The following is a 26,075-nucleotide window of genomic DNA, read 5'->3' on the forward strand; positions in this document are numbered from 1 at the left end:
CTTGGGATATTGTGCGAGGAAGTCCAGAACGCCCCCGTCACCGTCCCCAATATCCTGGCGCTCGGTGTAGGTGGTGCCATCTGGCATGACCACGGTAAATTTCACCTTGTCATACCCCAGGAACCGAGCATTTTCTGGGTCATCGGATTCGTACCACGCCTGCCAAGTGCCGTATTTTTCAAGAGCAGCCTTTGCACCGGCCACCTGCTCCTCATCCGCCTGTTTCATCAGGGTGTCAAATTCACGGATACCGTAGCGTTTTCCATCTTCAAACACGGGGCTTTCGCTCCACTCGCAGAAGATGTATGGCTCTATGTCGGGAGGGTATTTTCCATTGAAATAGTCCTGGTCCACAGAGGTGAGTTGGTCAAAGTCCAGTTCGGCCAGCTCATTTTGGATGAGTTCATCCAGGCTCTCATACTGCCTGCGCTCCAAAAACTGCCCGTCCAGATAACGCTCAATGCGGTAATGGACCAAGTCGGCATTGACCTGGATGGGAATTTCCTCATCCGTAACAGTGGTGTAGGCAATGCCCACCTTTTCCAGATCACTGAAATCGGCTGGACTGCCATACTCGGCCTCGCAGAAATCGTTGATAAATTCTTTGGCAATCTCCAGTGAAGCAGGTTCCGGCTCCTCGGACAAAAACTCGCGCTCAATGAAGTCGGCAACATCCTGGCTGTTACCTTTGCCGCCATGGGCACGGTAATCCATCAAACCTTCTTCGACCAGTTCGCTGGATACCGCATATCCGGCCTCCTCCAGATAACCGGCGATTTCTTCTATCTGCGCCTGTTCCGGGGTAAGGGCCGGGGGCAGCTCCGCGATCTGCTCCATACAGAGGGTGATGTCCACCGCGATTTCTTCTTCCAGGTCCGCATGGTCCAGGAAGGATTGAAGCAGTCTGCGGATTTCCTCTCTCTGAACGGGGTCATGGAGCTGCCGGGCGATATTTTCCACCGCCTGGGCGTCATCCTCACCATAACCCATGCGGGAACCATCAAACTCTCCCACAAAACGCAGCACCTGGGCGGCCAGCTTCGGGTAGGGGTCTACCGGTTCTTCTTTTTGGGGTGGTTCCTGCGCCCTGGGCGGCACGGTGAACACCGGCGCGTCCTGGGTGGCGGAAATGGTCATTTCCGAAGTGTCAGCAATCCGCTGGATTTCCTCCCGCACTGCCTGGGGCATTTCCTCCTCGTAGAAGGTCACCGTGCGGTCTGGGGCGATGTGGGCAACCGTTTTGTAGTCACCGTGTTCCTCCTCCAGCCGGTTCCACACCGTGACGCCGTTTCCCAAATAGCCGTAGCCCAGGTCGTAGGCTTTGGCTTGCGGCATGGTGGGAACCACAGGCTCCTTGTGCTCTGCAAAGAGCGTGAAGGTTCCCTGCCGGAAGGCAGTGAGGTTTTCAAACGCCTGCTGGCGCAGGGCGTACATCCTGTCATCCTGCGGGGTGGCCTCCCAAATGGGGACCATCATCTGATAGATTTCTTCCACACGGGCCGGGTCGTCAAGCTGCGGCTCGATGAGCTTCACCGCGTCCCAATAGTCAAAGCCAAAGGGATAGGGGTGGGGCTGCTCCTGGGGTACGTTTTCAAAGAAAGTGCGGATATTCCGGGCAAGCTGGTGCTTCTCATACTGCGGCATGGCGGCGCGGTCCTCATCGGTGAGGAACCGCCCCTGGGCGATCATGGCGCTGACGCGCTTTTCCACGGCGTTCCATTTCAGCTCCACCTTGGCGTAGGGGGCGGTGATACTGCCGTGGCTGAAAGAAACGCCTTTACTGAGCTGGTAGGTCACATCGTCATTCCCACTGGAATGGCCGCTGTACTCGCCGTGGTAGTGCTTTAAGAAATTCTCCCGTTCCTTGCGCTCTGTGTGGTTGCGATAGAAAGAATACACGGCCAGCCGGTAATCGGTGCTGCGTTTTCCACCCCGGAGAAGGTTGTCGATCTCGTCCCCGGAGATGAAAAAACGCCGCTGGGGGGCGTACCCTTCGGCGGCGGTAAAGTGCAGCGGTTCCCGCTGCAGGTCGGAAAGCTGCTCCAGCAATTTTTGCGGACGGTGGAAATGGAATCGCAGCAGTTCCCGGTTCTCTCTGTATGCCTGGACAAACTGCTCCAGCTCATCCCGCAGGTTCTGCAGCCCCTCCGGATGGCCTAACAAATCGCTTATGGCGGCGCTTTCCTCTGGAAACCCATGATTTTTACCGTAAATGGTATTCACCGTGGGAAGATAGCCCGCGTCGGCAGTGCCTTCTGCAAAATCCTGCCGGAGATACCATAGCTGCGCGGCCCGTTGCTGGCGCTCATACTCATCCACCCGGTCAAGCTCGCTCTGGGGCATATATCGGCCCAAGTCCAGCAGTTCCCGGATACGGGCCGCCGCCTGTTCCCAGGGGATGAGGGTGGCGCTGGAACGCTGGGCGCTTTCGCCCTGGGCAATGCGGATTCCCTCGGCGTTGTACCAGATGGCATACTGTCGGCCATCCAGATAAAAGCCAGCGCCGTTCTCTCCATAGTGCTCTGCCAGGAACCTGGCATTGTCCGGCTTATCCTTTTTGAAATAGGCGCAGATGATGAGGCGGCTGTTCTGGTCGTTAGCACCAATGCACAGCGCCTCGTCGATTACCTGCTGAGGCAGAGCCGGGTGAGGGAAAATGGATGGTTTGGCCGTACCCTCGGCCTGGGTTGGCTGCTGAAACGCCGCAAAATCAAAAAGGGACATCTGCTGGCTCTCTTGGGTAGGGAGCTGCGGGATGTCCGTCTGAATGAAGTATTCTTTTTTGTCAATAAGCTGGGCGGTCCAGCCTGCCACCACTTCCCAGGAAAATACAGATTCCCTGGTGCGGGATGGGTAAGAGCCTTCCCACATGAGCAGGCCATTCTCCTGGGGCTTATATCCCAGGCGCTGCCCGTCAGCGATGATCTCAGTGTACCGGTCCTGATAAGCGGATTTCAGGTAGTCGGCCCGTTCCTGAACGTCGCTGTGAACCGAAAAGAAAAGCTCGATCTGATTTTTCTTATATTTCAGGTCATCATCTTTGTTGGCGATGATGGCCATGATCTGCTTTTCATCCAAAAGCGCAGGGAGCTGTTCGCCACCTGCGCTTTCTTCCGGTTCATCAATTAGCTGTAAATCAGCTCCGCCAGCACCGTTTCCTCCGCCGCGTTCTGCAGGTTGCTCATCATCTGCACCCACTTCATCTGGTCGCTGGCTTTCAGTTCCTCTGTCACGCCCTGGTTCTTGGCCATCTGCGCCACGATCTGCTCCATCCGGCGCTGGGCGGTCTGCTGGATCTCCGCCAGATGGCTGTTCAGCTTGCCGCTGGTCAGCAGGTTGGTGTACGTCACCCTGCGGTGCTCCTTGAGGAATTTCTTCCGAAGCAATGCGTATTTCCCATGGGGAACCGGCTCCTCCTGGGGCGGCAGAAGGTTCGGCAGATTGTAGTCGCCCTGCCTGGTGTAAGTGATCTCGGTCATATTCAAAACTCCTTTCCAGCTGTGTGTTTTCCTGTTCAGTTACAGCATACTGGTTTTTCTGCTGGGGTTCAAATGTGCGATTTTCTTTTTGGGGCTGTCTTTGCAGGGCAAGAACCGTGCGGGAAATGGCGGAAAGGCACATCTGGGAGATGTCCCCGGTGGCCACGCCTAAAGCGTTCAACGTCTGCGGGGTGTTAAAGTCCGTCACATCCCGGAAATCCATGTCCTCAAAATATTCAGACGGGTCAAGGCCGCAGCGCACCAGCAGCATATATCCAATGCTGTTTTGCACCGCCCTGCGGTATTCCACTTCCAGGTTCAGCTCATCCAGTTCTTCCAGAAAGCTGCCTTCCGTGAGGGTTTTCAATTCTGCCAGGTAGTCGGGCATATTGTCCTCCACGGCGTTCTTTGCCGCAGAGAGCAGTGCTTCACCCAAATCCTCCTTGCGCTCCAGCTCTCCAAAGCTGTTTTCCAGCGTTTCAATGATGTCCGGCGCATATTCCTCCCGCACCGTCCAAAGGGGGACGGGGCGGGGGAACCGGGCCTCATGGGTATCGGAAATATCAAAGTAGTATTTCAGTCGGGGTTTTCCATTGTGTTCACCGTCAAAAACGGCAATGCCGTTTGCGCCCCGGTTTACCCAGCGCCCAAATTGCCGGTTCCATCGCTCGATCTCCAGGACGGCGGTGGCGTCTGGGCGCTGGGCGTAGACAAGCAGTTGTTCATCGAAAGAAAGCCGGTAGTTGCGGCAGGCAGAAGCCAGAAACGCCCGCCACTGGTCAGGAGCTGTCACGCTGCGCTGCGTTTCCTGGTACAGCTCCGTCAAGGCTTTATATCGTATCGCCATCGGTTGCCCCTCCTTTTCTTATTCTTTTTTCGCAGCTTTCAGTTCTGCGCTGTAATCCTTATCAGGGTCATATTGATTGCACAGGGAGAGCAGCAACAGCCAGATGGTATTTCCGGCCTCCTTCGGGTACATCCGAAGCGCCACGCAGGGCGCATGGTCACTGTCAACAAAGGGCCTCCCATAGCGCATAAACTGGTCGATCAGCTTTTGAGCCATCTCCCGGTATTCTTCATAGGGGTTCTGTTCCGCCTGCTGATGGAGAACCGTCATCAGCAAGTTGAACCAGTCCTCATGCGTATCCAGTTTTACGGGCGGTAAAGACGCCATTTTTATCACCTCATCTTTCCATGGCGACGGCCTGCCGCTGCCGGGGAATGGAAAACCCGTAGACTTTGGCGATGTCGTCGCCCAGCCTGCGGGTCACTCTCGTAATATCGGCGCGGGTTGCAATGCCGCGATATAGTTTTTCTTTCAGCAGTTCAATTTGAGAAGGGCTGGCGCTGTCCTTGTAAACGCGGTAAAGATAAAAGTTCGTGCCATCATGGTGGATGGCGTCGCACCGCAGATCACCCAGCCGGTCCACATACCAGGTGGAATAATCCGTATCGGAATACAGGCAGTCCCGGATATTGCCGCTGGGGATTTCCTTATATCCCATGCGCCGACCATTCCACAGGCCCAGGTCGCCTACGACTAAAATCGGTTGGGAGAGCTGCACATTGAGGTTGGCGCGTTCATCATCCAGGTAATCCCCATTGATCTCATACATCAGGGAAATGCGCTCATCTTCGGATAAATCCGGGTAGTCCGCCTCCAGGTCATCCCTCCAATCCTCATAGTCCAGGCCATAATTGCTCCAGATAACGTGTCTTTCCTCCTTCATCGGGCTTCACCCCGGTCTTTCTGCCTGGGCTTGATAGGCTGCCCCTGCTCGTCATAGTTTCTGGGATCGGCGGCGGGAGTCTGCCAGCCAAGCATGGAGCCGGCAAGCATGGCGGCCTCCTGTGCTTTGGTAACGCCATTCTTCACATTGCGGTCGTCTGCAAACTCTCGGTTCTGTTGAGCGTCAGGAGTTGAAAAATCATAGCAAGGGCTGTAGCCTTTTTCGCCCCTGGTCAGAAGAATCAGCTCCCCGGATGAGGGCAGTACACTAAAACACTGCACCGGCAGAGAAGAACGCAGCGGGATCACGCTCCCGTGAGTTTGCTCCAATCGCTCCGCAAATTCGCAGATATGATACAGGGCGCTGGAATACCCGCCGCTGGTTTCAAAATGGGTTTCGTCGATGACCCGGCAGGTGCGGTCGCGGGTTTCTCCGCCGCCAGTGAAAATGCGGATGTGGTCGCCGTCGGGAATGCGGAACAGCTCCTTGTAGCCGGGCGTGATAAACCGGATACCCTGTTTGGCCTTTTCCATGTGGTGTTCCAGGAATCGGGAAACGTAGGCGTAGAGGTAAAAGTTGTAGTCTCCATAATTGGGATTGCACCGGAGCATATAGGTGTGCTGCGGCGTCTGCACCTTAAAACCATACTCGGCGCAGTAGTTTCCCTCAAACTCAGCCTCCGGGTTCTGATAGCAAAACCTGGTCATGCTGTCACGGGTACAGAGCAGCCCATTCTTCTCCCGCAGAGTGTTGACCACCTCATCAAGCTCCGCCTTAAACTCGTCCGTCTTGTATTCCCTCCGATGGTCGAACCAGGAAGTGTAAAACTCTTTTCCAGCGCCAAAATCCCCGCGCAGATGGCCGATACAGCCGGTTTGCCCTTCAAGCTGGCTGCTCTGGTTGTACGCATACAGGCGATCCGCCGGGGTCATGCTGGTAATTGTCAGTTCCATTATCGCTCACGTCCTTTCTTTTTCGCTTGTCGTTTTTGCTCCGATATGGCTTTTTCCCTTGCCTGCCAATATTCGGGGTGGTGAATTTGCACGCTGCTATTGATAACAGCCTCATACGCACCGGGGGCAAAGCGCCCGTTCACCGGAGCCTGGATCATCTTTTTATCCATCAGCTCCCGGAGAGCCACCTGCGCGTCATTATCTTCCTCAAAGCAAAGATAACCGCTCGCTATAAAACCGCAGCCCATCGCTTCTTTTCGGAATACCTTTTCCGCCAGCTCCCGCCGCACCATAACGCCGCCATGCCCTGGGGTAGAAACGGAATAAACGCCGGGGCAGAGCGTTTCGCACTCCTGGACTTTGCCCCATGGGGAATAGGGCGGGGCCTCCGGCGCAATGGTGTTTTGCCGCTGTTCCTCCAGGCACTGCACCTCCTCCTGCGCCCGCGCCACCAAATCCTTCTGCGCGGAAAACAGGTCGCTGAAATAGTGGCCCCAATCGTAGTCCGTCCGGTTACTACATTTCCAGGTGACAAACTGCTGGGGCGCTGTCAAATGAACACCCAAGACAAATTCGCTGTCGCCCACATGACAGGAATCCGTAATGATATATCCGGCGTTTTCTCTGTAATCCATCATCGCTCACGCTCCTTTGCGGTTTTCTTTTTGGCCTGTTCCTGCTGAATCGCAGTAAGGCCATGCTTGGCCCAGCCGGGAAGGTCCTCCGGCTGTATCGTTCCCAGCACGTCCATGCGCTCATAGCGGCTTTCTTTTCCAGTATAAAGGTCAACGCAGTAACAGGCTGACCCCCTGCTGTGCGGGGAAGCCCCAAAGCCTCCCATACAGAGCTTGAGCTGGCGAGTGGCCCTGCGGTATTCCCGGCGCAGCACCTCCGGCTTTATCACCACGATTTTCCCGTGCAGATCATCCTCATAGGAAATGGGGATGCAGCCCTCCGCTGTAATGGGGCGGTCGTCTATGCCCTGTATGCGGGGCTTATTGAGTTCTATGTGGGTTTTCTGCGCTTGCTCGGCAACCCGCTGGCCGAACAGCTCCACAATCTCCGGGAAATCATCACTGGCCATCACTTCGCTGTATTCTGCAAATAAGGCGTTTTGCCGACAAAAGGCGCACATATACTTCATGCCGGTTTCATCCTGCGGATTTTCCCCCAGGACAACCTCGCGGTCGCCAATCTGCACCGCCTGGATAATCTCATAATCACCGGCCATGCGTTTTTCTGTGGAATCATCGTTCATCACTCTGCCTCCAATTCCTGTTTAATAAATACTTTGATTTCCTTTACACTGGCAAAATCCCGTTCATCCCCGGTAAGGTAGCGCACCGTGTCCTGCCATTGAGACAGCGGGTAGCTGTTCTCATCCATCCTGCACAGGTCCAAAAGGGCCGCCCGCCGCAGGATAGGCGAAAGATTTAAGTCGGAGATGAAACAGCCATGCCGAGCCGCCAGTATGTCCAGCAGGTGCAGTTCATTCATGGCAACACCTGCTTTCTTCAGCTTCTTTCAGCAATTCCTCCACCAGCCTGCCGCTGCGGACTTTATTCCGGTCTGCCAGCACCTTGTTCTGGACGCACAGCACCGCCCGGATGTTGGGAACGGTAATGCCGGGGACCTCCACCATCTCCTCCGGGGTGATGGTGAGAAGCTGCACCGGGGAGTAACCAGCCTGGGCAAAGATGCGGAACAGCCGTTGTTCAAATCGTTCTCTCATCTGCAAAGCTCCTTTCTTTTTTGGTATGTAAAAGGGGCGGCCCCGCATGGCCGCCCCTGGCTGGTTACTTCTTCCGGCTTCTGACTTTCAGGAAAATCAGGCCGCCGATGATGAATACCACCAGCGCAATGGCAATAATCGCTTTCAGTTCCATAAAATCATTCCTCCTTACACAGATTCAAACCGCCGTTATTTTGCGGTATGGTTGTCCTTTTTGCGCTTGCCCACATAGGCCGCAACGCCCAGGGCGGCAGCGCCCATAGCGGATACGCCCATCAGGGCCGCCCACAGCCACGGCTTGCTGTCGTCACCAGTTTTCGGGGTGTCGCGCAGCTCATTGTGCATTTGCGCCACAGTGGTCTTATCCGCCAGAATCGTCACCTTTTTATCCGCAGGCAGCACATAGTTGGCGCTGGCCCCATCCGATACCTCGGACACGGTGTAATCGCCTACGCGCAGGCCCTCGATGAAGATTTCGCCGTTTTTATCCGTTTTGAAGGTCTGGTCGTAGCCGTTGGCCCCGGTCACGCGGAAGGAGAAGCCCTCCACCTTGCCGTCGCTGGACGTTTTTTCAATCCGCAGGGAGCCAGTCTGGGCCATGTTGGTGAAACCAATCCCGGCCTCGTTCTCTACCTCGTAAATCTTGCCGTTCTCGGTGATCTCCACATAATAGGCGTTTTCATCCAGCAGGAAGCCCTCCGGCGCTTTGGTTTCCCTTACGAACACGCCGCCGTAGAGGATGTGGGACATCTCGTAAATGCCGGTGCTGGTTTCCTCCAGCTTGCCCAGCAGCTCGTCACCCTCGTCCAGCTCTTTGTTGCCGTTGGTATCGCGGTACACTTCAAATTCAGCGCCCGTCAATTTGTTATCGGGATAATCCTTATCCACCTTGGTGAGCCGCAGATCACCATACACACGCTCATTGGCAAGGGAAATCTCTACAACCTGTCCATCTTCCTCCACAGTAACGGGAATCACTTCATCGGAGAGGATGAACCCTTCCGGGCTTTCCAGTTCTTTCAGCACCCAATCACCGTAAGGCACATTGGTGAAAGAAAAGCTGCCGTCGTCCGCTGAGGTAGTGGTGGCAAGGGCGTTTTCGGCGGTAAACTCGGTTTCATCGGACTTAAACAGACCGATTACAGCCCCGCCCAGGCCCGTGCCGTTCTCATCGGTTTTGAGGCCCTTGATTTCGCCGCGGATCAGCTCGTTTGTGACAGCCTCGCCATCATTAGCGGAAATCTCTACCACGGCAACAGAAGGCCCGCCGTACTCAAAGGTGAACGGGAAGGTTTCGCCATTCAGCAGGTAATGGCTGTCAGTGGAAAGCTCCTTCAGGTAGAAGCTGCCGAAAGGCAGGTCGGTGCTGCAAACGGCCTGGCCGTTCTCATTCACAGAAACGATCTCCAGAAGCCCGTCTGCCGGGATCACGGAACCGTCTGCTGCGGTGATGTCCTCCTGGGCATAGAGGCCAAAGGTCACGGCGGAGATCTCGCCATTCATGCCAATGCCAAAGGTTTCATCCTGCTCCAGCACCTTGTCAAGCGTCACAAGGGCTTTCTGGCGCTGGTTGTAGAAGCTGGCAGAGGTTTCGGTGACTTCCACCTCCTGGCCTGCGTACACCAGCTCCACGTTGGTGACGTTCTCGCCGGTATCCACCATGCCGTGAGGGAACTGGATTTCCTTCACCTGGAACTTGCCCAGGTAGAGGGGCTGGCTCTGGGCTGTCCCGTCCTCGCCGGTGGTGATGGTGTCCACTACCTCGCCCGCAGAGTAGCGCAGGGTGCCGTCCAGGGTGTAGACGTCCTCCAGGGCGGTGATTTCAAACACCGCACCGGGCAGGCCCTGCACCTCATACACCGGCTGGTAAACGCCCTCGTTTTCTGTCACAGAGGAAAATACCTCGCCGGTCTTGCTGACTTTGATGATTCCTTTCTGGGCCATGTTGGGCTTGGTGACTTCAATCACCGTCACGCCGCCTTCCACGCTGGAATTGTCCTCGGTCACATCAAAGTAAACCGGGGTGCTGTCCAGCACATAGCCGTAGGGGGCCTGTACTTCAACCAGGGAATATCCCGCGCCGTATTCCAGCTTTTCAGGTGTTACCAGATAGCCCTCGGAATTGGTGTAGAACGTATCAATGGTGGTCGGCGTCGGGTAAGTGAAGGTCATTTCCACCTTGCTGCCATCGGGACGGTAAATCTGGAACCCGGCCCCCGCATAGGGGATGGTGACGCCGGTTTCCGCGTCCACCTTGACCACCTTGATGAAGCTCTCAAAGTTGGCGTTGTTGATGAGATAACGGTAGGTCTGGCCGTCCTGAGCGATATACACTTCAAAATCGTCCATCAGCTCGCGGCCTTCCCAGCCCTTGGTCTGACGGACGATATAGGTGCCGTAGGGCAGCTTCTTCGACTGTGCAAAGCCGTTCTCATCGCAGACGAGGACATCGCGCTCAGATTCCTTGGCATTTTCATAGCTGCCGGCTGATTTCAAAAACACCTGGAATTCCGCGCCGGATTCCGGGGTTTCGATCTGGGTTTCCCCGTCGTCGGTATGCTTGATTATGGCAATGTCGCCCTTGATGACCTGCTCCGTCACATCGTTGGCGGTGTCGTTCAGCTCAATCTCATACAATTCCGGTTCCGCGCCTACCTTGTGGATAGAGGAATCCAGCAGGTAGCCCTCGCTGGGGTTGATTTCACGGATTGTCCAGTCCGAATCGCAGACGTAATATCCGGTGGTGAACTGGCCGTTCTCATCGGTGGTATAGCTGTCGATGAGTGTATCTCCCTTATACAACCCATAGGTTGCTCCGGCAAGAGAACCGTCGCCCTGGGGCGCGCCCGTTTCCACATCGCTCTTGGTGACAGTGACACGGAACTTTTTGAGGACATTGTTCACGCTCTTGTGGGTCACTTCATTCCACTCGATGGTGGCTGTCTGGGAATCCGGCACCACATAACGGATGGGGGTATCCACCTCCTCCAGTACATAGCCCGTGCCGATGAGCACGTTTTCAAAGCGCGCCACACCGTTTCCGTCTGTCACCGCATACTCATCCACCGGCTGCCCGGAGAGGGATGTGCCGTACAGATGGAAGGTCATGCCCTCCACCAGCCCGTCCTCGCTGGTTTTCGTCACTTCCAGGCTGCCGCGTTTGAGCACGTTGCTAAAAGTCACGGTGGCGGTCTGGCCGCTGACGATGGTCACGCGCTGGCTTTCCTGGGGTTCGTATTTGTCAATCGACTGCTCGGTTACGGTATAAACGCCGGGATTGAGGTCGGAGATGTCGATCTCGCCCGCCTCATTGGTGGTCTTGGTGGCGCTGTATCCTTCGCCGGTAATGGTGAAGCTGATCCCGGCTACCTGTCCATCCTCGGAAGTCTTGACCAGCTTCATATTGCCGGTTTTTACTTCCAGGTTCAGATAGCCCACCATATAATCGGACACGGTTTCCCCGTAGGTGGCAAAGTCCTGCTTGCCGCCGCCGATAATCCCATCCGTCCATACCACTACGCCGCTGCGCTGGGCGGAGATTTTTTCTGCTTTTACCGTTACAGAGCCTTTGATGGCCTGGCTGGAAGTGATGGTGAGCTGGTTTCCGTCCACAGAGAAGTTCAGGCCGGTAATATTGCTGGTAAAGGTGTAATCTCCCAGCACGCCGTTGGTATCCGTGAGAGTGAGGGAATACTGCTGGCCGTCCCATTTCAGCTCGTAGGCCCCGGCGTCTGCGGTGCTGCTGAAAAAGCTGGGCAGCATGGTATGGCGTTTTACCGCGCTCTCAATAGCGGAATACTGGCTGAAGATCTCGCTGTAAAGGGGATTCTCCGGGCTGGTATATTCCGCGATATTGTTCTTGCCCTGGGCGTTGGCGTCCACATGGTTAAACTGGCTGTCGCGCTCGCCTACGACGGTTTCCCAGACAAGAAGCTGGGTGGCGATTGCCCCGGCCATCTTGCTGGCGTCCTCCGGGTCATCGGTCATCCATGAGGTGCTGGCGTTGCCCTGCCATCCATAGGTCATAATCCGCCCGATATATTCCTTGATGGTGTCCGGTGGGATAGTGGGGTTCAGATCGGACGGGTAATCATCCCAGAAATCCTCGCCCCGGCCAGTAAACTGGTCGCCGGAATGAACGCTGACGCCGGGTTCGATACAGTAGATGACTTTCCCGTTAAAGGAATCCTGCGTGTGGATGGTAAAACCGTTATTTTCGCCGGTAGACCATCCGCCCAAGAAATTCATAGCGGAATGTCCCCAGCCTGCCTTGTTGGGGTCGCTGGCACGGGGGAACTCCACCATATACGTCGTCATGGTTTCCCCTGCGGCAAACGCTGTGGTTCCCGTCCCTGCGAATATGCCCAGGCACATGAGCATGGCCATGAACAGGGACAGGGGCTTTCTCAATGCTTTCATCGTGTTACCTCCTTGAAATGGCCGCAAAAAAGCACACCGTTTCCGATGTGCTGCGGCTTGTGTTGGTTACTGTCTAAAAAAGAGAGGCCCGCCCGGTTTTCCTCGCAGCCCGATGTCTGCCTGTGGAAAAGAGGCCGGAGCTTTCTATATACATCCAGGCTCCCCAAATATCTTCTTTTTTTAGGCTGTTTAGGTTGTTTGGAAGGGGTGAGGTGTGGAGAGGGGGAACCGGCACAAGCTGCCGTTTCCCTGCAAATGGGCGCACTTCCCCCTTGTGAGTGGGCTATCTCTCTAAACTGCGCTGGCGTTTGCGGTAAAGTTCCAGCGCCTTGACAATGGTGTCCTCGATCTTCTGCGTGGGCGTCCCCGGCGCAAAAAACCGGCTGATTTTTTCTTTTGGGATTTTGAACTGTTCTTTTTGATTGGGCTTTTCCTCCTTCATAATGGAAACAAGGGCGTCTTTGGCCAGCCGTTCCCCTCCAGTCTTGGCTTCGGACATCTGTCGCATTTTGATGGCTTGGGCGTGGGACGGGGTGCAGTCCATCTCGTCCATGATAGCGAACAAGTCGGCCTGTTCTTCTTTTCGCAGGTAGGACAGCTCCACCGCAGGGCGCATGGCAATCTGGAGCATTTCCTGGTCTTTAAGGACTGAGTTATCTACCAGCTCCAGAATTTCCGGGATAAGGTGGGTAAGGCGGATATACCTATAAATCTGAGGTTGACTATCTCCGCTATCCCTGCTGATCTGCTGGGCTGCTGTAACGCCTTTTAACTTATTATCCAGTGGAGAAGAAGTTAAATCCGTCCGCTGACCCTGTCGTTTTAATGCGTCCAGCTTCATTTTGTAGGCAAACGCCTTCTCCGAGGGCAGAATCTGCTCCCGCTGCAAGTTGGAGTCCACCATGATAATCGTGGCTTCATCATCGGTGAGCTGCCGCACAATACAGGGGATTTTCGCAAGCCCCGCTAAATCCGCCGCCTTTTTCCTGCGGTGTCCGGCCACCATTTCATAGCCGCCCTCCGGTTTGGGGCGCACCAGGGCAGGGACCAATACGCCGTACTGCTTCACGCTTTCCGTCATTTCCTGCATAGCTGCGTCCATCCGCACCTTAAACGGGTGGTTCGGGAAGTCGCTGATTTCCGTGGGCGAAAGATTGACAACTTTTTCAAGCCGTGCCTCAGCCCGCTCTTCCTCCGTGGAAAACAGGTCATCGACTGAGGGAAGATTGAAGTTTAGCCCGTTGCTTTTCGCCATCCGCCAGCACCTCCTTTGAAAAATCCGCATAAGCCTGGGCCACCTTGCTCCCCTTGTCGTAGGCGTAAATACTCTTGCCTGCGGCGCTGATTTCTGCGGCTTTGATGGCTACGGGAATCTCGGAACGATAAATTTTCAACACGCTCCCGTAACTCTGCCGCAGTGTATCTGCTGTCTGTCTGGCAAGGTTTGTGCGCCCATCCACCAGAGTGAGCAGCACCCCGTCCACCTTCAGAGCCGGGTTGATCTGCCGTTTCACCTTATTGATGGTTTTCATAAGCTGGGTCATGCCCTTGGCGGGGAGATAGTGGGCCTGCACCGGGATAATCACGCTGTCCGCCGCAGCCAGGGCGTTGATCGTAATCATACCCAGGGACGGCATACAGTCAATGAGAACCACGTCATAGTGCTTCTTGGCTTCATTGACATAGGTCCGCAAAGTAAACTCCCGGCTCATGGCGTTGACCAGGCTCATTTCCAGCGCGGACAGCTCAATGTTGGCGGGCATAAGGTCTACGCCCTCGCTGTGGTGCAAAATGCCCTCATCCGTGGTGAATGGCTCATCCCGGATCACTTTTTCCATAACGGTGGCCAGGGTGGTGGGCAGGCTGTCTTGGTCTTGCCAGCCTAGGCAGGTGGTGAGGTCGCCCTGTGGGTCTGCGTCAATGAGCAGTACCTTTTTCCCCAGACGGGCTAAACCAATGCCCAGGTTCACCGTCGTGGTGGTTTTGCCTGTGCCGCCTTTCTGGTTGGCCAGCGCGATCACGCGGCCATCCCTGGGGCGGCTTCTTTGTTCCGGCATTTTCATGTCCTCCTTCTTCTTAGATTTAGCCGCCCGTTGGCAAGACGGACGGCTATGTATGAGAAAATCCGAAAGATGGACATGAAAAAAGCCGCTTACTCTTTCTGAAAAGAATAAGCGGCTCATCTGGCAGCGATATGTAATTTTACATCTTCTTCACCGGGGCGCACATGGCTTTGAGCAGAAGTTCATCCAGGCAGCCGGTGTCCCGGTTTTCACGGAGCATAGTATTGCGCAGGTGATTAAGGCTCTGGATCACAATGCTGTTTTCGGCGGGGGTGAGGTATATCTTGAATTTCCGTTTTTTCATAGGGCGTTCCTCCTTTACGCTTTCAGTATATATGGAAGGAACACTGCGCCGCAAATGTGCGAGAGTTCATCCACTTGAAACACAGCAGCGGCAACTCAGAAGGACAAGATAAACTGGATTCGGTTTGGTCAAATCCTGACAAATCAGGACATCCCCTTCAAAAGAAAAACCGTTCACAAAGGCCGTCATGGAATCGAAAAAATGACGGGGAAAATGCCCTCTAAAACACCCCGATTTCGGCTCGCAGTTGCCCCATTTTTTAATCATAACGGGGTCAAAAAGGGCCTGTTGCCCCATTATTAATCAAGAAAAACCGGGTCAGGCAAGGTCAAATCCTTCCAAAATCGGACAAAGGACAACAGACTTTTTGGAAAGGAAAAAGCCCGGAAAACCGCATGGTTCCGGGCTTTTTGAGCATTTTTGAATTGGTTTGTCGGGCCTGTTATCTCTTGGAGAACTGAGGCGCACGACGGGCAGCTTTGAGACCGTACTTCTTACGCTCTTTCATACGTGGATCACGTGTAAGGAATCCAGCAGCTTTAAGAACTGGTCTATACTCGTTGTCTGCCTCAAGAAGGGCTCTTGCAACACCATGACGGATCGCACCAGCCTGTCCTGTGTATCCACCACCATGAACATTAACAAGTACATCAAACTTGCCTTCTGTTTCTGTAGCAACCAGTGGCTGACGAACGATAACTTTCAGTGTATCTAATCCAAAATATTCATCAATGTCTCTTTTATTAATAGTGATTTTACCGGTTCCAGGTACCAGATAAACTCTTGCAACTGATTTTTTTCTTCTTCCTGTTCCGTAGAATTTTGCGCTAGCCAATGTTTTCTACCTCCTCATTAAAATGTTAAAACTTCCGGTTTCTGAGCCTCATGTTTGTGTTCAGATCCCGCATAAACGAAAAGTTTCTTGTACATGGTTCTTCCAAGAGGTCCCTTAGGAAGCATTCCTTTCACTGCCAGCTCAACAACCTTCTCCGGTTTTTTAGCCATCATTTCTTTTAATGTAGTCTCTCTCATGCCGCCAACATAATCAGAGTGGTTGTAATAAACTTTCTGATCAAGCTTCTTACCTGTAACTTTGATCTTGTCAGCATTGATGATGATCACATAATCACCTGTGTCTACGTGAGGTGTAAACTGTGGTTTATTCTTTCCTCTTAAAACGCTTGCAACACCGGAAGCCAAACGGCCAAGGGTGCATCCAGCAGCGTCAACTACATACCATTTTCTTTCGATTTTATCTGGATTAGCCATATAAGTCTGCATGGTTTTACCTCCTGCTATTTATCAACGATTGTTTGTTAAACTGCGGTATCCCGCAAATATTTATAATCCTGAACGTACATGCAAAAAACTGCGGAAATGTCCGAAACCGCTGATAAATACTGTCGCCGGGGCTATTGGCTTAAGTATCTTCGCACTACGTCACATTGAGTAATTATATTATACCGGCAGCAGTATGTCAACTACTTTTTCGCCTTATGAATACAAAAATATGCATAAAATATAAGCAAAAATCAATCAAAAAACTGGATTCCCATAAGAGTCAGGCCTTTTGCCGGTGCGGTAGGCCCTGCTGCCTCCCTGTCACAGGCATCCAGGATATCCTTGATCTTCTCTGGTGGATACTGACCATTGCCGATCTCGATCAATGTACCAGAAATGATCCTTACCATATTATAAAGAAATCCGGTTCCGGTTACCTGGATCGTTACCACATCTCCGTCTCGCCATACGTCCATTCCTGTAATGGTACGAATGGTTGTCTTTACCTGGGCCTTCGCCCCGCAAAAGCTGGCAAAATCATGACGTCCGATGAGAAAAGAAGTGGCTTCTCTCATCTTATCCACATCCAGCTTGTAATGGTAAAAATATGAATACAGCCGTTCTGTAGGTACAGGAAATTTGCGATTAAGGATCCGGTACTGATAAGTCTTTTCGCTGTCACAATACCTGGGATGAAAATCCGGATCCACTTCTTCAGAAAGCTGGATGCGGATATCCTCCGGAAGCCTCTGATTCAGAGCATAAGAAATCTTTTCGCCCGGAATCCGTGTCTCAGTATCAAATACAGCCACATTTCCCATTGCATGCACCCCTGCATCTGTACGGCTGGCTCCAATGGTCTCGATCTGTTCTCCCAGCAGCTGGGATAAGGTTTCATTCAAAACGCTTTGTACCGTAATCCCATTTGGCTGCACCTGCCATCCACTGTAATTGGTTCCATCGTACGCTACTACAAGTCCGATTCTTTTCATATTTTATATCCCCACTACCCGAAACAGGATTGCAATTGCCAGATATCCGGTCAGAATCCCATAGGCTGCATAATCCCTGCCTGCATATTTCAAAGGTTTCATCTGTGTCCTGTCATCTCCGCCATGATAGCACCTTGCTTCCATGGCCATTGCCAGATCATTGGCACGACGAAAAGCTGAAATAAACAACGGAACAAGCAGCGGAACCATATTCTTTGCTTTCTGTATCAGATTTCCGTTTTCAAAGTCTGCTCCTCTTGCAATCTGCGCTTTCATGATCTTATCTGTCTCTTCCAGCAAAATAGGAATAAATCGAAGTGCAATGGACATCATCATTGCAATCTCGTGAACCGGAACATGGATCTTATTCAAAGGACGAAGCTGACGTTCTAATCCATCGGTAAGCTGATTGGGTGTTGTGGTAAGAGTCATAATGGAAGATCCGATCACCAGATAGATCAGACGTATCGCCATTCTCCCTGCCAGCACCAGACCTTCTTTTGTCACCTTAATAAATCCCCAACGCCATAACACTTCGCCTGGTGTAAGGATAATATTAAAAACAATAGTAAATAACAAAAGTACAAAAATCGCTTTCAGGCCTTTAAAAATAAATTTAACAGGTACCTTGGAAATCAGGATCACGCTGCCCAGAAATACTGTAGCAACCAAATATCCCCAAAATGTATGAAAAGCAAACACTGAAACAATAAACATCAATGTACCCAAAAGCTTAGTTCTTGGATCCAGCTTATGAATCAGAGAATCGGCAGGATAATACTGTCCAATGGTAATATCTCTAATCATCTGCCTTTCCTCCCTTCTTCAGTGCTTTCAGAATGCTGTCTTTTGCTTCTTCCACAGTGATGGCATTTACATCCACATCCAGCCCTTTTTCCTTCAGGGCATGCATAATATAAGTGATCTGCGGAGCTGCCAGCCCCATTTTTTCCAGTTCCTGATAATGGGAAAATACCTTTCTTGGTGTGTCATCAAATACAGCTTCACCATGATTCATAACCACCAGCCGTTCCACATACTTGGCAATATCTTCCATACTGTGAGATACAAGGATAATGGTGATGCCGCGCATTTTATGAAGGAGCTGGATCTGATCCAGGATATCATCACGGCCTTTAGGATCCAATCCTGCAGTAGGCTCATCAAGAATCAGGATCTTTGGATTCATTGCCAACACACCTGCAATGGCAACTCTTTTTTTCTGTCCTCCGGAAAGTTCAAAGGGTGATTTACTGAAATACTCTTCTTTAAATCCAACATGGGCAAGGGCCTTTCTGGCTTCTTTCTCAGCCTCCTCCCGGCTCAGTCCCTGATTCATAGGTCCAAAGCATACATCGGATAAAACATCACTTTCAAAAAGCTGATGCTCTGGATACTGGAATACCAGCCCAACCTCACTTCGCAGCTTTCTGCGGTCATATTTTTCTTCCCATATATCCTCTCCATTATAAAGGATCGTGCCTGAGGTAGGACGGATCAGCGCATTGAAATGCTGAATCAATGTGGATTTTCCACTGCCTGTATGGCCAATGATCCCCATAAACTGTCCATCTGGGATCACAAGGTTAATATTTTTTAATGCATGTATCTCATAAGCCGTTTCCGGGCTGTACGTATAGGTAACATTCTTAAGTTCTATTGACATAATGCACTCACCAATTCCTCTGTTGTCAGTATTCCCTCCGGGATATCCACACCAGCCTCATGAAGTTCATGAGCCAGCAAAGTTACCTGGGGAACATCCAGTCTGTATTCCTTCAGTCTTTCCACCTGTGAAAAGATCTCCCTTGGAGTTCCCTGCATAACAATCTTACCGCTGTCCATTACATAAACCTTGTCCGCATGGATGACTTCTTCCATATAGTGAGTGATCAGAATCACTGTCACATTTTCTTTCTTATTCAGTTCGGAAACTGCTTCCAGAACCTCATGCCTGCCATTCGGGTCCAACATAGCTGTGGGCTCATCCAGAACAATGCACTGAGGTCGCATGGCCATTACACCTGCAATGGCAACTCTCTGCTTCTGTCCTCCGGAAAGCTTGTTAGGTGAATGGTGGCGGTATGCTGTCATCCCTGTTTTTCTCAGACTGTCACCCACACGTTTCCAGATATCCTCTGTAGGCACACCCATATTTTCAGGGCCAAAGCCTACGTCCTCCTCAACAACAGTTCCAATGATCTGATTGTCCGGATTCTGAAAAACCATTCCTGCTTTCTGGCGGATCTTCCACAATTCCTGCTCCTTGGATGTATCCATATCATCCACCCAGATCGTCCCCTCGGAAGGAAGGAGCAGTGCATTTAATTGCTTTGCCAGTGTGGACTTCCCAGAACCGTTATGTCCCAGGATAGCCACAAAGCTCCCGGCTTCAATGTCCAGGTTTATATCATCGACGGCTCTCTGCATTTCCTGCACATTGCCGTCTTCGTCATACTTGAAATAGTCAAATCCCAGCTTGAACGCCTTAATTATTCCCATATTATTTCTCCTGTAAGTTGGTCTGCTCAGTAACTGCCGGAATCTGTCCGGTCAATTCATCGATCAATGCCCAGATCTCATCTCTTCCTTGCTTTGTCTCAGCAGAAAATGGGATCATAATGCTTCCAGGCCGGAGATTCAACCCGGTTTTGATCGCTTTAAGATTTTTCTGTATCTGGCTGCGCTTTAATTTGTCCATTTTGGTTGCAATGATAATAGGATTGTAGCCGTTATGTACCACCCAATCATACATCATCTTATCATTTGCAGAAGGATCATGTCGGATATCCACCAGCAGAAATACTGCTTTCAATACTTTTGAAGTATGAAGATACCTTTCGATCATCTTTCCCCATTTTTCTTTTTCAGATTGGGGAACCTTCGCATATCCGTATCCTGGAAGATCTACAAGATAAATACTTTCGTTTATATTGTAGAAATTAATGGTCTGAGTCTTGCCTGGCTGCGCACTTGTCCTTGCAAGAGCCTTTCGGTTCACCAGGCTGTTGATCAGTGATGACTTTCCTACATTGGACTTTCCTGCAAATGCCACTTCCGGTCTTCCTGTATCCGGAAGTTTACTGGTGATCCCGCACACAATATCTAATGAAACATTTTTAATTACCATGTAATAATCTCCTTTGCTGCCATGGAACCGCCTTTTTATGCAAAGCCTTTATTTTTTTCCGGAGGAAAGGGCATGCTCCAGAACCTGTCCCATTGTTTCCACATAACAGATTTTCAGATCTTTCGTAATCTCTTTATCCATTTCCTGGACATCCCTTTTATTTTCCTTTGGAACCAGGACTTCTTTGATCCCTGCGTATTTTGCTGCCAGAAGCTTTTCTTTCAGACCTCCGATAGGAAGGACTCTTCCTCTCAGAGTGATCTCTCCTGTCATAGCTACCTCAGCCCGTACAGGAACCTGGATTACAGCTGACAAAATAGCAGTGGCCATGGTAATGCCGGCTGAAGGTCCATCCTTTGGTACAGCGCCCTCCGGGATATGTACATGAATGTCGTTTTCCCTGAAAAATTCAGGAAGGATCCCATATTTCCCGGCTACAGAACGAATATAGCTGATACCAGCCTGTGCAGATTCTTTCATTACATCTCCCAGCTGACCGGTAAGAAGAAGTTCCCCTTTTCCCGGCATTACATTTACTTCGATCTGAAGTGTGTCGCCACCCACCTGAGTCCATGCCAGTCCACGTGCAATACCAATTTCATCTTTTTTATTTGCCATCAGGTAATCATATCTTTCTTTTCCAAGGTACTCTGAAAGATTCTTCCCGGTTACACGTATCTTATCCTTTCCCTGTTCCATAATTGCTCTTGCAGTTTTTCTGCAGATCCTGCCAATACACCGCTCCAGGGAACGTACACCTGCTTCTTTTGTATAATTATTAATCATCTTACGGACAGCGCTGCCCTGTATGGTAAGCATGTCCTTACTGATGCCATTGATTTCCATCTGCTTTGGAATAAGATGCTCTTTGGCAATATGCTCTTTTTCATTTTCTGTATAACCGGAAATATCCAAAATCTCCATACGGTCAAGAAGCGGTCTTGGAATGCCTTGCAGATCATTCGCAGTTGCAATAAAAAGAACCTCTGAAAGATCCTGAGGGATCTCTACATAATGGTCATTAAATCTGCTGTTCTGTTCAGGATCAAGAACCTCGAGAAGTGCTGATGATGTATCTCCCTTGTAATCACTGCTGGTCTTGTCAATCTCATCAAGCAGGATCAGCGGATTGCTTACACCAGCCTGTGCAAGAGCTGCAGTCACCCTTCCAGGCATTGCTCCCACGTAGGTTTTCCTGTGTCCCCGGATCTCTGCCTCATCACGTACACCGCCCAAACAGATCCTCACATATTTTTTATCCAATGCCTCTGCTACAGACCTGGCAATAGAGGTTTTTCCGGTACCCGGAGGTCCTACCAGACACAGGATCGGGCTTTTACCCTTATGGGTCAGGCTTCTTACAGAAAGAAATTCCATGATCCTCTCTTTTATTTCCTTCAGTCCGTAATGTCCTTTTTGCAGGATCTTCCATGCCTTTTCAAGGTCTTCTGAATCCTGTGACCGCTTATCCCATGGAAGGGAAAGCAGTGTTTCTATATAGCTGCGCTCTACTGTGCTTTCTGCACTGTTGCCATTAATACTTTTGAAACGGTCAATTTCTTTGTTGATCTTCTCTTTTATTTCTTTTGATGCCTGCAGTTCTTTTAGTCTTTTCCTGTATTCTTCAGCATCATCCAGAATATTATTCTCACCCAGTTCCTCCCGGATCACCTTTAACTGCTCCCGGAGAATGTACTCCCGCTGATTCTTATCTACCCTGGCTTTCAGCTTCTGCTGAAGTTCTTTGGTAATGCCCAAAAGATCGATTTCATTGGTGAGAAGTGCGCCGAGTACTTCGTACTGCTCCTCAAGGCCTGACGCTTCAAGAAATCTCTGCCTGTTCTGATAGGTAAGAGGCAGATTCACAGCAACCTGCTGGATCAGTTCTTCCACATCTGCAATATCCAGAATACGTACTGCCATCTCCTTACTCATCTTACCATTGTCCTGGCAATACTGCTGGAAAAGGTCATGAATGCTGCGATGCATGGCAGCCTTTACCGGTGCCTGCAGCTCTTCTTCCTCCTGCCGGATCATGGAAACCTCAGCCTTAAGATAAGGCTCTTCCTGATCCAGGGCCAATAAATCCGCTTTTTCTGTTCCTTCTACCAGAACCCTTAAAAGATTCTGGGGAAGCTTTACTACTTGTTTTACATAGGCGATCGTTCCGGTCTGATATAAATCCCGGAGTTCTGGTGTTTCCTGCCTGGAATTTCTCTGTGTCACCAGAAAAATCTTCTGGTCCTGGACCATTGCTGCCTCAATCGCCTTCATGGAACGCTTGCGGCTTATATCAAAATGAACAACCATTCCCGGAAGAATAGTAGTTCCCCTAAGTGCTATGGCAGGCATTATAATGACTGGTTCACTCATCTATTGTCTATCCCTTCATCAGGCTGTTTCCGGGGTTCCGCTTTTCTTGACCCTTGGACTTTTACGGCCTGCCGGTTGTGCCGGAGCTTCTCCCCGGACAATCTCCGGTTTGCCGGTTCCCTCTACAACCTCTTTAGTAATAATACATTTGCGGATAGTATCATCTGAAGGAGCCTGATACATCAGATCCATCAGCGTACTCTCCATAATGGCACGCAGACCTCTGGCACCTGTCCGGCGCTCCATGGATCTTCTTGCCATCATTTCCAGTGCTTCTTCCTTAAAATCAAGTTCCACACCATCTAATTCAAACAATTTGTGATACTGCTTTGTCAATGAATTCTTAGGCTCGCGAAGAATACGGATTAAAGCCTTCTCATCCAAACTGTCCAGAGTAACAACTACCGGCAAACGCCCTACAAACTCCGGAATCAGGCCATATTTGATCAGATCTTCCGGCATAACATCCTTAAGCACGTCACCTACGTTTCTCTCTTCTTTAGAGGTAACTTCTGCGCCAAAACCAATGGCTTTGGTATCCTGTCTGGATTCAATGATCTTTTCAAGACCATCAAAAGCACCACCGCAGATGAAAAGGATATTGGTAGTATCGATCTGCAAAAATTCCTGATGAGGATGCTTTCTTCCTCCCTGCGGCGGAACGCTTGCCACTGTGCCCTCCAGGATTTTCAAAAGAGCCTGCTGTACGCCTTCTCCGGAAACATCTCTGGTGATGGAAACATTCTCTGATTTTCTTGTAATCTTATCGATCTCATCAATATAAATAATGCCATACTGAGCTCTCTCAATATCATAATCTGCTGCCTGGATAATCTTTAAAAGGATATTCTCCACATCCTCGCCTACATATCCGGCTTCTGTAAGAGTGGTGGCATCTGCAATGGCAAAAGGTACATTTAAAAGCCGTGCCAATGTCTGTGCCAGAAGTGTCTTACCGGATCCGGTAGGTCCAAGCATAAGAATATTGCTCTTCTGCAGTTCCACATCCAGGTTCCTGGATGCGGTCACTCTTTTATAATGATTATATACTGCTACGGAAAGAACCTTTTTTGCTTCATCCTGTCCGATCACATAATCGTCCAGAATGGCATGGATTTCTTCCGGCTTAAGCAAATTGATCTCAGATCCCAGTTCTTGATCGTATCCTCCAAATTCCTCTTCCATGATCTCTGCACAGATACCTACGCATTCATCACAGATATATGCGCCGTCCGGTCCTGCGATCAGCTTCTTTACCTGATCCTCCGTTTTACGGCAAAAGGAACATCTTATTTTTCCCTCTCTTATCTTCTCTGCCATGGGTCAATACATTTCCTTTCTATTTCTTTGCAGAAGCTTTCCCATAAAAAATACAGTTTCTGCGTCTTTCCTTTTTAAGCAAGATAAGACTCCTGATGTTCAGGAGTCTTTTCTTAATCATTACATACAAAAGAAAGCTCCTGTTTGAGTCCTCTTTTGTTTATGTTGTTACTTATGCATGACAACACCATCGATCAGGCCATAAGCTTTGGCTTCTTCTGCTGACATATAATTATCCCTGTCAGTGTCCTTCTCTACAACCTCCAGTGGCTGTCCGGTATTGGCAGCAAGAATCTCATTTAAGGTTCTCTTCGTTTTTGCAATATGATCAGCTACGATCTGGATCTCTGTAGCCTGTCCCTGGGCACCGCCTGAGGGCTGATGAATCATGATCGTTGAGTTTGGAAGGGCAAATCTCTTACCTTTCGTACCTCCGGCCAGAAGAAATGCTCCCATGCTGGCAGCCATTCCAAGACATATTGTAGATACATCACATTTGATATACTGCATTGTATCATAAATAGCCATGCCGGCTGTCACAGAACCTCCCGGGCTGTTAATATAAAGCTGAATATCCTTTCCAGGGTCTTCTGCTTCCAGGAAAAGCAGCTCAGCCACTACAAGGCTTGCGCTTACATCATTCACTTCTTCTCCCAGGAAAATGATCCTGTCCTTTAAAAGTCTTGAATAAATATCGTAACTTCTTTCCCCTCTGCTTGTCTGTTCAATGACATATGGCACTAAACTCATAATTTCCTCTTTTCTACTCTCTGATTAAACGTAACTGTTCAGTACCCTTACAGTTGCGAGGCAAATTCAAGAATGCCTCGGCATTCTTGCTGCGAGGTGCGCGTCATGCAATTGCATGACATACTTCTCCTGCGCACCTCTGCAATCCTGCCGGAGGCTATATCAGCTGGGGGATTGACTCCCAGCTGATATATTTCAAAACACCTCACAGGATACTTCCTATTGAATAGTTACAATTAAGCTTCTTTTGCAGCATCAGCTAACATAGTAACTGCTTTCTGTACTGCCAGGTCTTCTTTCATCTGTCCAAGACCCTGCTCGCCAAGAAGCTCTCTGACTTTGTCAGCTTCCATCTTATACATCTCAGCCATCTTGCTGATCTCTTCATTGATCTCATCCTCAGATGCTTCGATATTCTCTGTCTCAACCACTTTCTCAAGAACCAATCTAGTCTGGATTCTCTTAAGAGCCTGTGGCTTCATATCTTCCATCATCTTGTCCATGCTCTGACCTGTGAACTGGAAGTACTGCTCCATGGAAAGGCCCTGGGACTGCATTCTTCTTCCGAAGTCATCCATCATCTGACGGCACTGTGTATCGATCATTGCCTCTGGAATATCCATCTGTGCATTCTCGATCACTTTATCGATCACTGCATTCTCTTTTGCAGTTTTTGCTTCTGCTTCTTTTTTCTCTGTCAGTTCCTTCTTAACATTCTCTTTGTACTCAGCAAGAGTATCGAACTCAGAAACATCCTTTGCAAAATCATCATCCAGCTCCGGAAGTTCTTTTGCTTCGATCTTCTTAACATCACACTGGAATACAGCTTCTTTGCCTGCAAGCTCTTTTGCCTGATATTCCTCTGGGAATGTAACCTTAACTTCTACATGGTCACCTGTATTTGCACCGATCAGCTGATCCTCAAATCCAGGAATAAATGTATTGGAGCCAATAGTCAGCGGATAATCGCTGCCCTTGCCGCCTTCAAATGCAACACCGTCTGTGAATCCTTCAAAGTCGATAGTAACAATATCATCCTTCTGTGCTGCACGATCCTCTACAGTGATTGTTCTGGAATTCTTCTCCTGCTCTTTCTTAACTTCAGCATCAACTTCTTCATCTGTTACACTGATCTCTGTCTTCGGAACTTCCAGTCCCTTATACTCACCAAGAGTAACTTCCGGCTTAACAGCTACTTCTGCTGTAAAGATAAAGTCTTTTCCAGGCTCCATCTGTACAACGTCGATCTTAGGCTGGGAAACGATCTCAAGTTCGCTCTCTGCAGCAGCTTTGCTATAATGCTCCGGTAACAGTGCATTCACAGCATCCTCCAGGAATACTCCCTTTCCGTACATCTTCTCGATCATCTTTCTTGGAGCTTTTCCTTTACGGAATCCAGGAATGGAAATTCTGTTTTTTGCTTTTTTGTAAGCACCTTCCATTGCCTTGTCTAAATCCTCAGCAGAAACTTCAATCGTAAGCTTCGCCATGTTTTTTTCCATTTTCTCAACCTGTAAACTCATTTTCGTGTTCCTCCTTAAAATTCAGG

22 protein-coding genes and 1 pseudogene are annotated in these 26,075 nt (G+C 50.4%); all 23 read right to left on the bottom strand.

The window, feature by feature from the left end:
- Positions 1 to 3: 3 nt before the first annotated feature.
- Positions 4 to 4,326: pseudogene (locus OCV61_RS18915) on the bottom strand (LPD25 domain-containing protein); the annotation flags it as partial.
- Positions 4,327 to 4,344: 18 nt separating this feature from the next.
- A complete protein-coding gene (locus OCV61_RS04830) occupies positions 4,345 to 4,653 on the bottom strand; it encodes a hypothetical protein (RefSeq protein ID WP_015535527.1) in 309 nt (102 codons plus the stop codon).
- A 10-nt stretch (positions 4,654 to 4,663) separates the two neighbouring features.
- On the bottom strand, positions 4,664 to 5,209 hold the full coding sequence (locus OCV61_RS04835; protein ID WP_015535528.1) for a hypothetical protein: 546 nt from the start codon (positions 5,207 to 5,209) through the stop codon (positions 4,664 to 4,666).
- Positions 5,206 to 6,162 (bottom strand): hypothetical protein, encoded by a 957-nt coding sequence (locus OCV61_RS04840; RefSeq protein WP_015535529.1) that lies wholly within the window; start codon positions 6,160 to 6,162, stop codon positions 5,206 to 5,208. The genes OCV61_RS04835 and OCV61_RS04840 overlap by 4 nt, the downstream gene beginning before the upstream one ends.
- The gene (locus OCV61_RS04845; protein ID WP_015535530.1) at positions 6,162 to 6,800 is read right to left on the bottom strand and encodes a DUF7007 domain-containing protein; all 639 of its coding nucleotides are present in this window, start codon (positions 6,798 to 6,800) and stop codon (positions 6,162 to 6,164) included. Before OCV61_RS04845 ends, OCV61_RS04840 begins: the two co-directional genes overlap by 1 nt.
- On the bottom strand, positions 6,797 to 7,420 hold the full coding sequence (locus tag OCV61_RS04850; protein ID WP_015535531.1) for a hypothetical protein: 624 nt from the start codon (positions 7,418 to 7,420) through the stop codon (positions 6,797 to 6,799). The genes OCV61_RS04845 and OCV61_RS04850 overlap by 4 nt, the downstream gene beginning before the upstream one ends.
- A complete protein-coding gene (locus tag OCV61_RS04855; RefSeq protein WP_015535532.1) occupies positions 7,420 to 7,659 on the bottom strand; it encodes a hypothetical protein in 240 nt (79 codons plus the stop codon). Before OCV61_RS04855 ends, OCV61_RS04850 begins: the two co-directional genes overlap by 1 nt.
- Positions 7,652 to 7,894, bottom strand: coding sequence for a hypothetical protein (locus OCV61_RS04860; RefSeq protein WP_015535533.1), 243 nt, complete (start codon positions 7,892 to 7,894; stop codon positions 7,652 to 7,654). The genes OCV61_RS04855 and OCV61_RS04860 overlap by 8 nt, the downstream gene beginning before the upstream one ends.
- Before the next feature lie 189 nt (positions 7,895 to 8,083).
- The gene (locus OCV61_RS04865; protein WP_015535535.1) at positions 8,084 to 12,313 is read right to left on the bottom strand and encodes a SpaA isopeptide-forming pilin-related protein; all 4,230 of its coding nucleotides are present in this window, start codon (positions 12,311 to 12,313) and stop codon (positions 8,084 to 8,086) included.
- Between the two features lie 283 nt (positions 12,314 to 12,596).
- On the bottom strand, positions 12,597 to 13,568 hold the full coding sequence (locus OCV61_RS04870; protein WP_015535536.1) for a ParB/RepB/Spo0J family partition protein: 972 nt from the start codon (positions 13,566 to 13,568) through the stop codon (positions 12,597 to 12,599).
- Positions 13,522 to 14,370, bottom strand: a complete 849-nt coding sequence (locus OCV61_RS04875; protein WP_105204999.1) for a ParA family protein — start codon at positions 14,368 to 14,370, stop codon at positions 13,522 to 13,524. Before OCV61_RS04875 ends, OCV61_RS04870 begins: the two co-directional genes overlap by 47 nt.
- A gap of 145 nt (positions 14,371 to 14,515) precedes the next feature.
- Entirely contained in the window at positions 14,516 to 14,680 is a 165-nt protein-coding gene (locus OCV61_RS04880) for a hypothetical protein (RefSeq protein WP_015535538.1), read from the bottom strand.
- 442 nt (positions 14,681 to 15,122) lie between these two features.
- Positions 15,123 to 15,515 (bottom strand): 30S ribosomal protein S9, encoded by a 393-nt coding sequence (gene rpsI / locus OCV61_RS04885; protein WP_158420892.1) that lies wholly within the window; start codon positions 15,513 to 15,515, stop codon positions 15,123 to 15,125.
- Positions 15,516 to 15,532: 17 nt separating this feature from the next.
- Positions 15,533 to 15,961, bottom strand: a complete 429-nt coding sequence (gene rplM, locus OCV61_RS04890; protein ID WP_158420893.1) for a 50S ribosomal protein L13 — start codon at positions 15,959 to 15,961, stop codon at positions 15,533 to 15,535.
- Positions 15,962 to 16,212: 251 nt separating this feature from the next.
- Positions 16,213 to 16,953 carry a tRNA pseudouridine(38-40) synthase TruA gene (truA, locus tag OCV61_RS04895; RefSeq protein WP_158420894.1) on the bottom strand — a complete coding sequence of 247 codons (741 nt, stop codon included), beginning with the start codon at positions 16,951 to 16,953 and terminating at the stop codon, positions 16,213 to 16,215.
- 3 nt (positions 16,954 to 16,956) lie between these two features.
- A complete protein-coding gene (locus OCV61_RS04900) occupies positions 16,957 to 17,760 on the bottom strand; it encodes an energy-coupling factor transporter transmembrane component T family protein (RefSeq protein ID WP_158420895.1) in 804 nt (267 codons plus the stop codon).
- Positions 17,753 to 18,619, bottom strand: coding sequence for an energy-coupling factor transporter ATPase (locus OCV61_RS04905; protein ID WP_158420896.1), 867 nt, complete (start codon positions 18,617 to 18,619; stop codon positions 17,753 to 17,755). The genes OCV61_RS04900 and OCV61_RS04905 overlap by 8 nt, the downstream gene beginning before the upstream one ends.
- Positions 18,610 to 19,455, bottom strand: coding sequence for an energy-coupling factor transporter ATPase (locus OCV61_RS04910; protein WP_158420897.1), 846 nt, complete (start codon positions 19,453 to 19,455; stop codon positions 18,610 to 18,612). The genes OCV61_RS04905 and OCV61_RS04910 overlap by 10 nt, the downstream gene beginning before the upstream one ends.
- A gap of 1 nt (position 19,456) precedes the next feature.
- Positions 19,457 to 20,083 (bottom strand): ribosome biogenesis GTP-binding protein YihA/YsxC, encoded by a 627-nt coding sequence (yihA, locus tag OCV61_RS04915; protein ID WP_158420898.1) that lies wholly within the window; start codon positions 20,081 to 20,083, stop codon positions 19,457 to 19,459.
- Positions 20,084 to 20,131: 48 nt separating this feature from the next.
- Complete coding sequence (gene lon / locus OCV61_RS04920) at positions 20,132 to 22,456, bottom strand: endopeptidase La (protein ID WP_158420899.1); 2,325 nt, start codon at positions 22,454 to 22,456, stop codon at positions 20,132 to 20,134.
- Between the two features lie 18 nt (positions 22,457 to 22,474).
- Complete coding sequence (gene clpX, locus OCV61_RS04925; RefSeq protein WP_158420900.1) at positions 22,475 to 23,776, bottom strand: ATP-dependent Clp protease ATP-binding subunit ClpX; 1,302 nt, start codon at positions 23,774 to 23,776, stop codon at positions 22,475 to 22,477.
- Positions 23,777 to 23,944: 168 nt separating this feature from the next.
- Positions 23,945 to 24,526, bottom strand: a complete 582-nt coding sequence (gene clpP / locus OCV61_RS04930) for an ATP-dependent Clp endopeptidase proteolytic subunit ClpP (RefSeq protein WP_158420901.1) — start codon at positions 24,524 to 24,526, stop codon at positions 23,945 to 23,947.
- A gap of 236 nt (positions 24,527 to 24,762) precedes the next feature.
- Entirely contained in the window at positions 24,763 to 26,049 is a 1,287-nt protein-coding gene (tig, locus tag OCV61_RS04935; RefSeq protein WP_158420902.1) for a trigger factor, read from the bottom strand.
- Positions 26,050 to 26,075 lie beyond the last annotated feature (26 nt).

The organism is Blautia ammoniilytica, assembly GCF_025566965.1.
In the GTDB taxonomy this organism is placed as follows: Bacteria; Bacillota; Clostridia; order Lachnospirales; family Lachnospiraceae; genus Blautia_A; species Blautia_A ammoniilytica.

What these genes read in the sequence shown, in the direction of transcription:
- OCV61_RS04830 (WP_015535527.1), bottom strand. Translation starts at nt 4,653, where the DNA reads ATGGCGTCTTTACCGCCCGTAAAACTGGATACGCATGAGGACTGGTTC.
- OCV61_RS04835 (WP_015535528.1), bottom strand. Translation starts at nt 5,209, where the DNA reads ATGAAGGAGGAAAGACACGTTATCTGGAGCAATTATGGCCTGGACTAT.
- OCV61_RS04840 (WP_015535529.1), bottom strand. Translation starts at nt 6,162, where the DNA reads ATGGAACTGACAATTACCAGCATGACCCCGGCGGATCGCCTGTATGCG.
- OCV61_RS04845 (WP_015535530.1), bottom strand. Translation starts at nt 6,800, where the DNA reads ATGATGGATTACAGAGAAAACGCCGGATATATCATTACGGATTCCTGT.
- OCV61_RS04850 (WP_015535531.1), bottom strand. Translation starts at nt 7,420, where the DNA reads ATGAACGATGATTCCACAGAAAAACGCATGGCCGGTGATTATGAGATT.
- OCV61_RS04855 (WP_015535532.1), bottom strand. Translation starts at nt 7,659, where the DNA reads ATGAATGAACTGCACCTGCTGGACATACTGGCGGCTCGGCATGGCTGT.
- OCV61_RS04860 (WP_015535533.1), bottom strand. Translation starts at nt 7,894, where the DNA reads ATGAGAGAACGATTTGAACAACGGCTGTTCCGCATCTTTGCCCAGGCT.
- OCV61_RS04865 (WP_015535535.1), bottom strand. Translation starts at nt 12,313, where the DNA reads ATGAAAGCATTGAGAAAGCCCCTGTCCCTGTTCATGGCCATGCTCATG.
- OCV61_RS04870 (WP_015535536.1), bottom strand. Translation starts at nt 13,568, where the DNA reads ATGGCGAAAAGCAACGGGCTAAACTTCAATCTTCCCTCAGTCGATGAC.
- OCV61_RS04875 (WP_105204999.1), bottom strand. Translation starts at nt 14,370, where the DNA reads ATGCCGGAACAAAGAAGCCGCCCCAGGGATGGCCGCGTGATCGCGCTG.
- OCV61_RS04880 (WP_015535538.1), bottom strand. Translation starts at nt 14,680, where the DNA reads ATGAAAAAACGGAAATTCAAGATATACCTCACCCCCGCCGAAAACAGC.
- rplM (WP_158420893.1), bottom strand. Translation starts at nt 15,961, where the DNA reads ATGCAGACTTATATGGCTAATCCAGATAAAATCGAAAGAAAATGGTAT.
- truA (WP_158420894.1), bottom strand. Translation starts at nt 16,953, where the DNA reads ATGAAAAGAATCGGACTTGTAGTAGCGTACGATGGAACCAATTACAGT.
- OCV61_RS04900 (WP_158420895.1), bottom strand. Translation starts at nt 17,760, where the DNA reads ATGATTAGAGATATTACCATTGGACAGTATTATCCTGCCGATTCTCTG.
- OCV61_RS04905 (WP_158420896.1), bottom strand. Translation starts at nt 18,619, where the DNA reads ATGTCAATAGAACTTAAGAATGTTACCTATACGTACAGCCCGGAAACG.
- OCV61_RS04910 (WP_158420897.1), bottom strand. Translation starts at nt 19,455, where the DNA reads ATGGGAATAATTAAGGCGTTCAAGCTGGGATTTGACTATTTCAAGTAT.
- yihA (WP_158420898.1), bottom strand. Translation starts at nt 20,083, where the DNA reads ATGGTAATTAAAAATGTTTCATTAGATATTGTGTGCGGGATCACCAGT.
- lon (WP_158420899.1), bottom strand. Translation starts at nt 22,456, where the DNA reads ATGAGTGAACCAGTCATTATAATGCCTGCCATAGCACTTAGGGGAACT.
- clpX (WP_158420900.1), bottom strand. Translation starts at nt 23,776, where the DNA reads ATGGCAGAGAAGATAAGAGAGGGAAAAATAAGATGTTCCTTTTGCCGT.
- clpP (WP_158420901.1), bottom strand. Translation starts at nt 24,526, where the DNA reads ATGAGTTTAGTGCCATATGTCATTGAACAGACAAGCAGAGGGGAAAGA.
- tig (WP_158420902.1), bottom strand. Translation starts at nt 26,049, where the DNA reads ATGAGTTTACAGGTTGAGAAAATGGAAAAAAACATGGCGAAGCTTACG.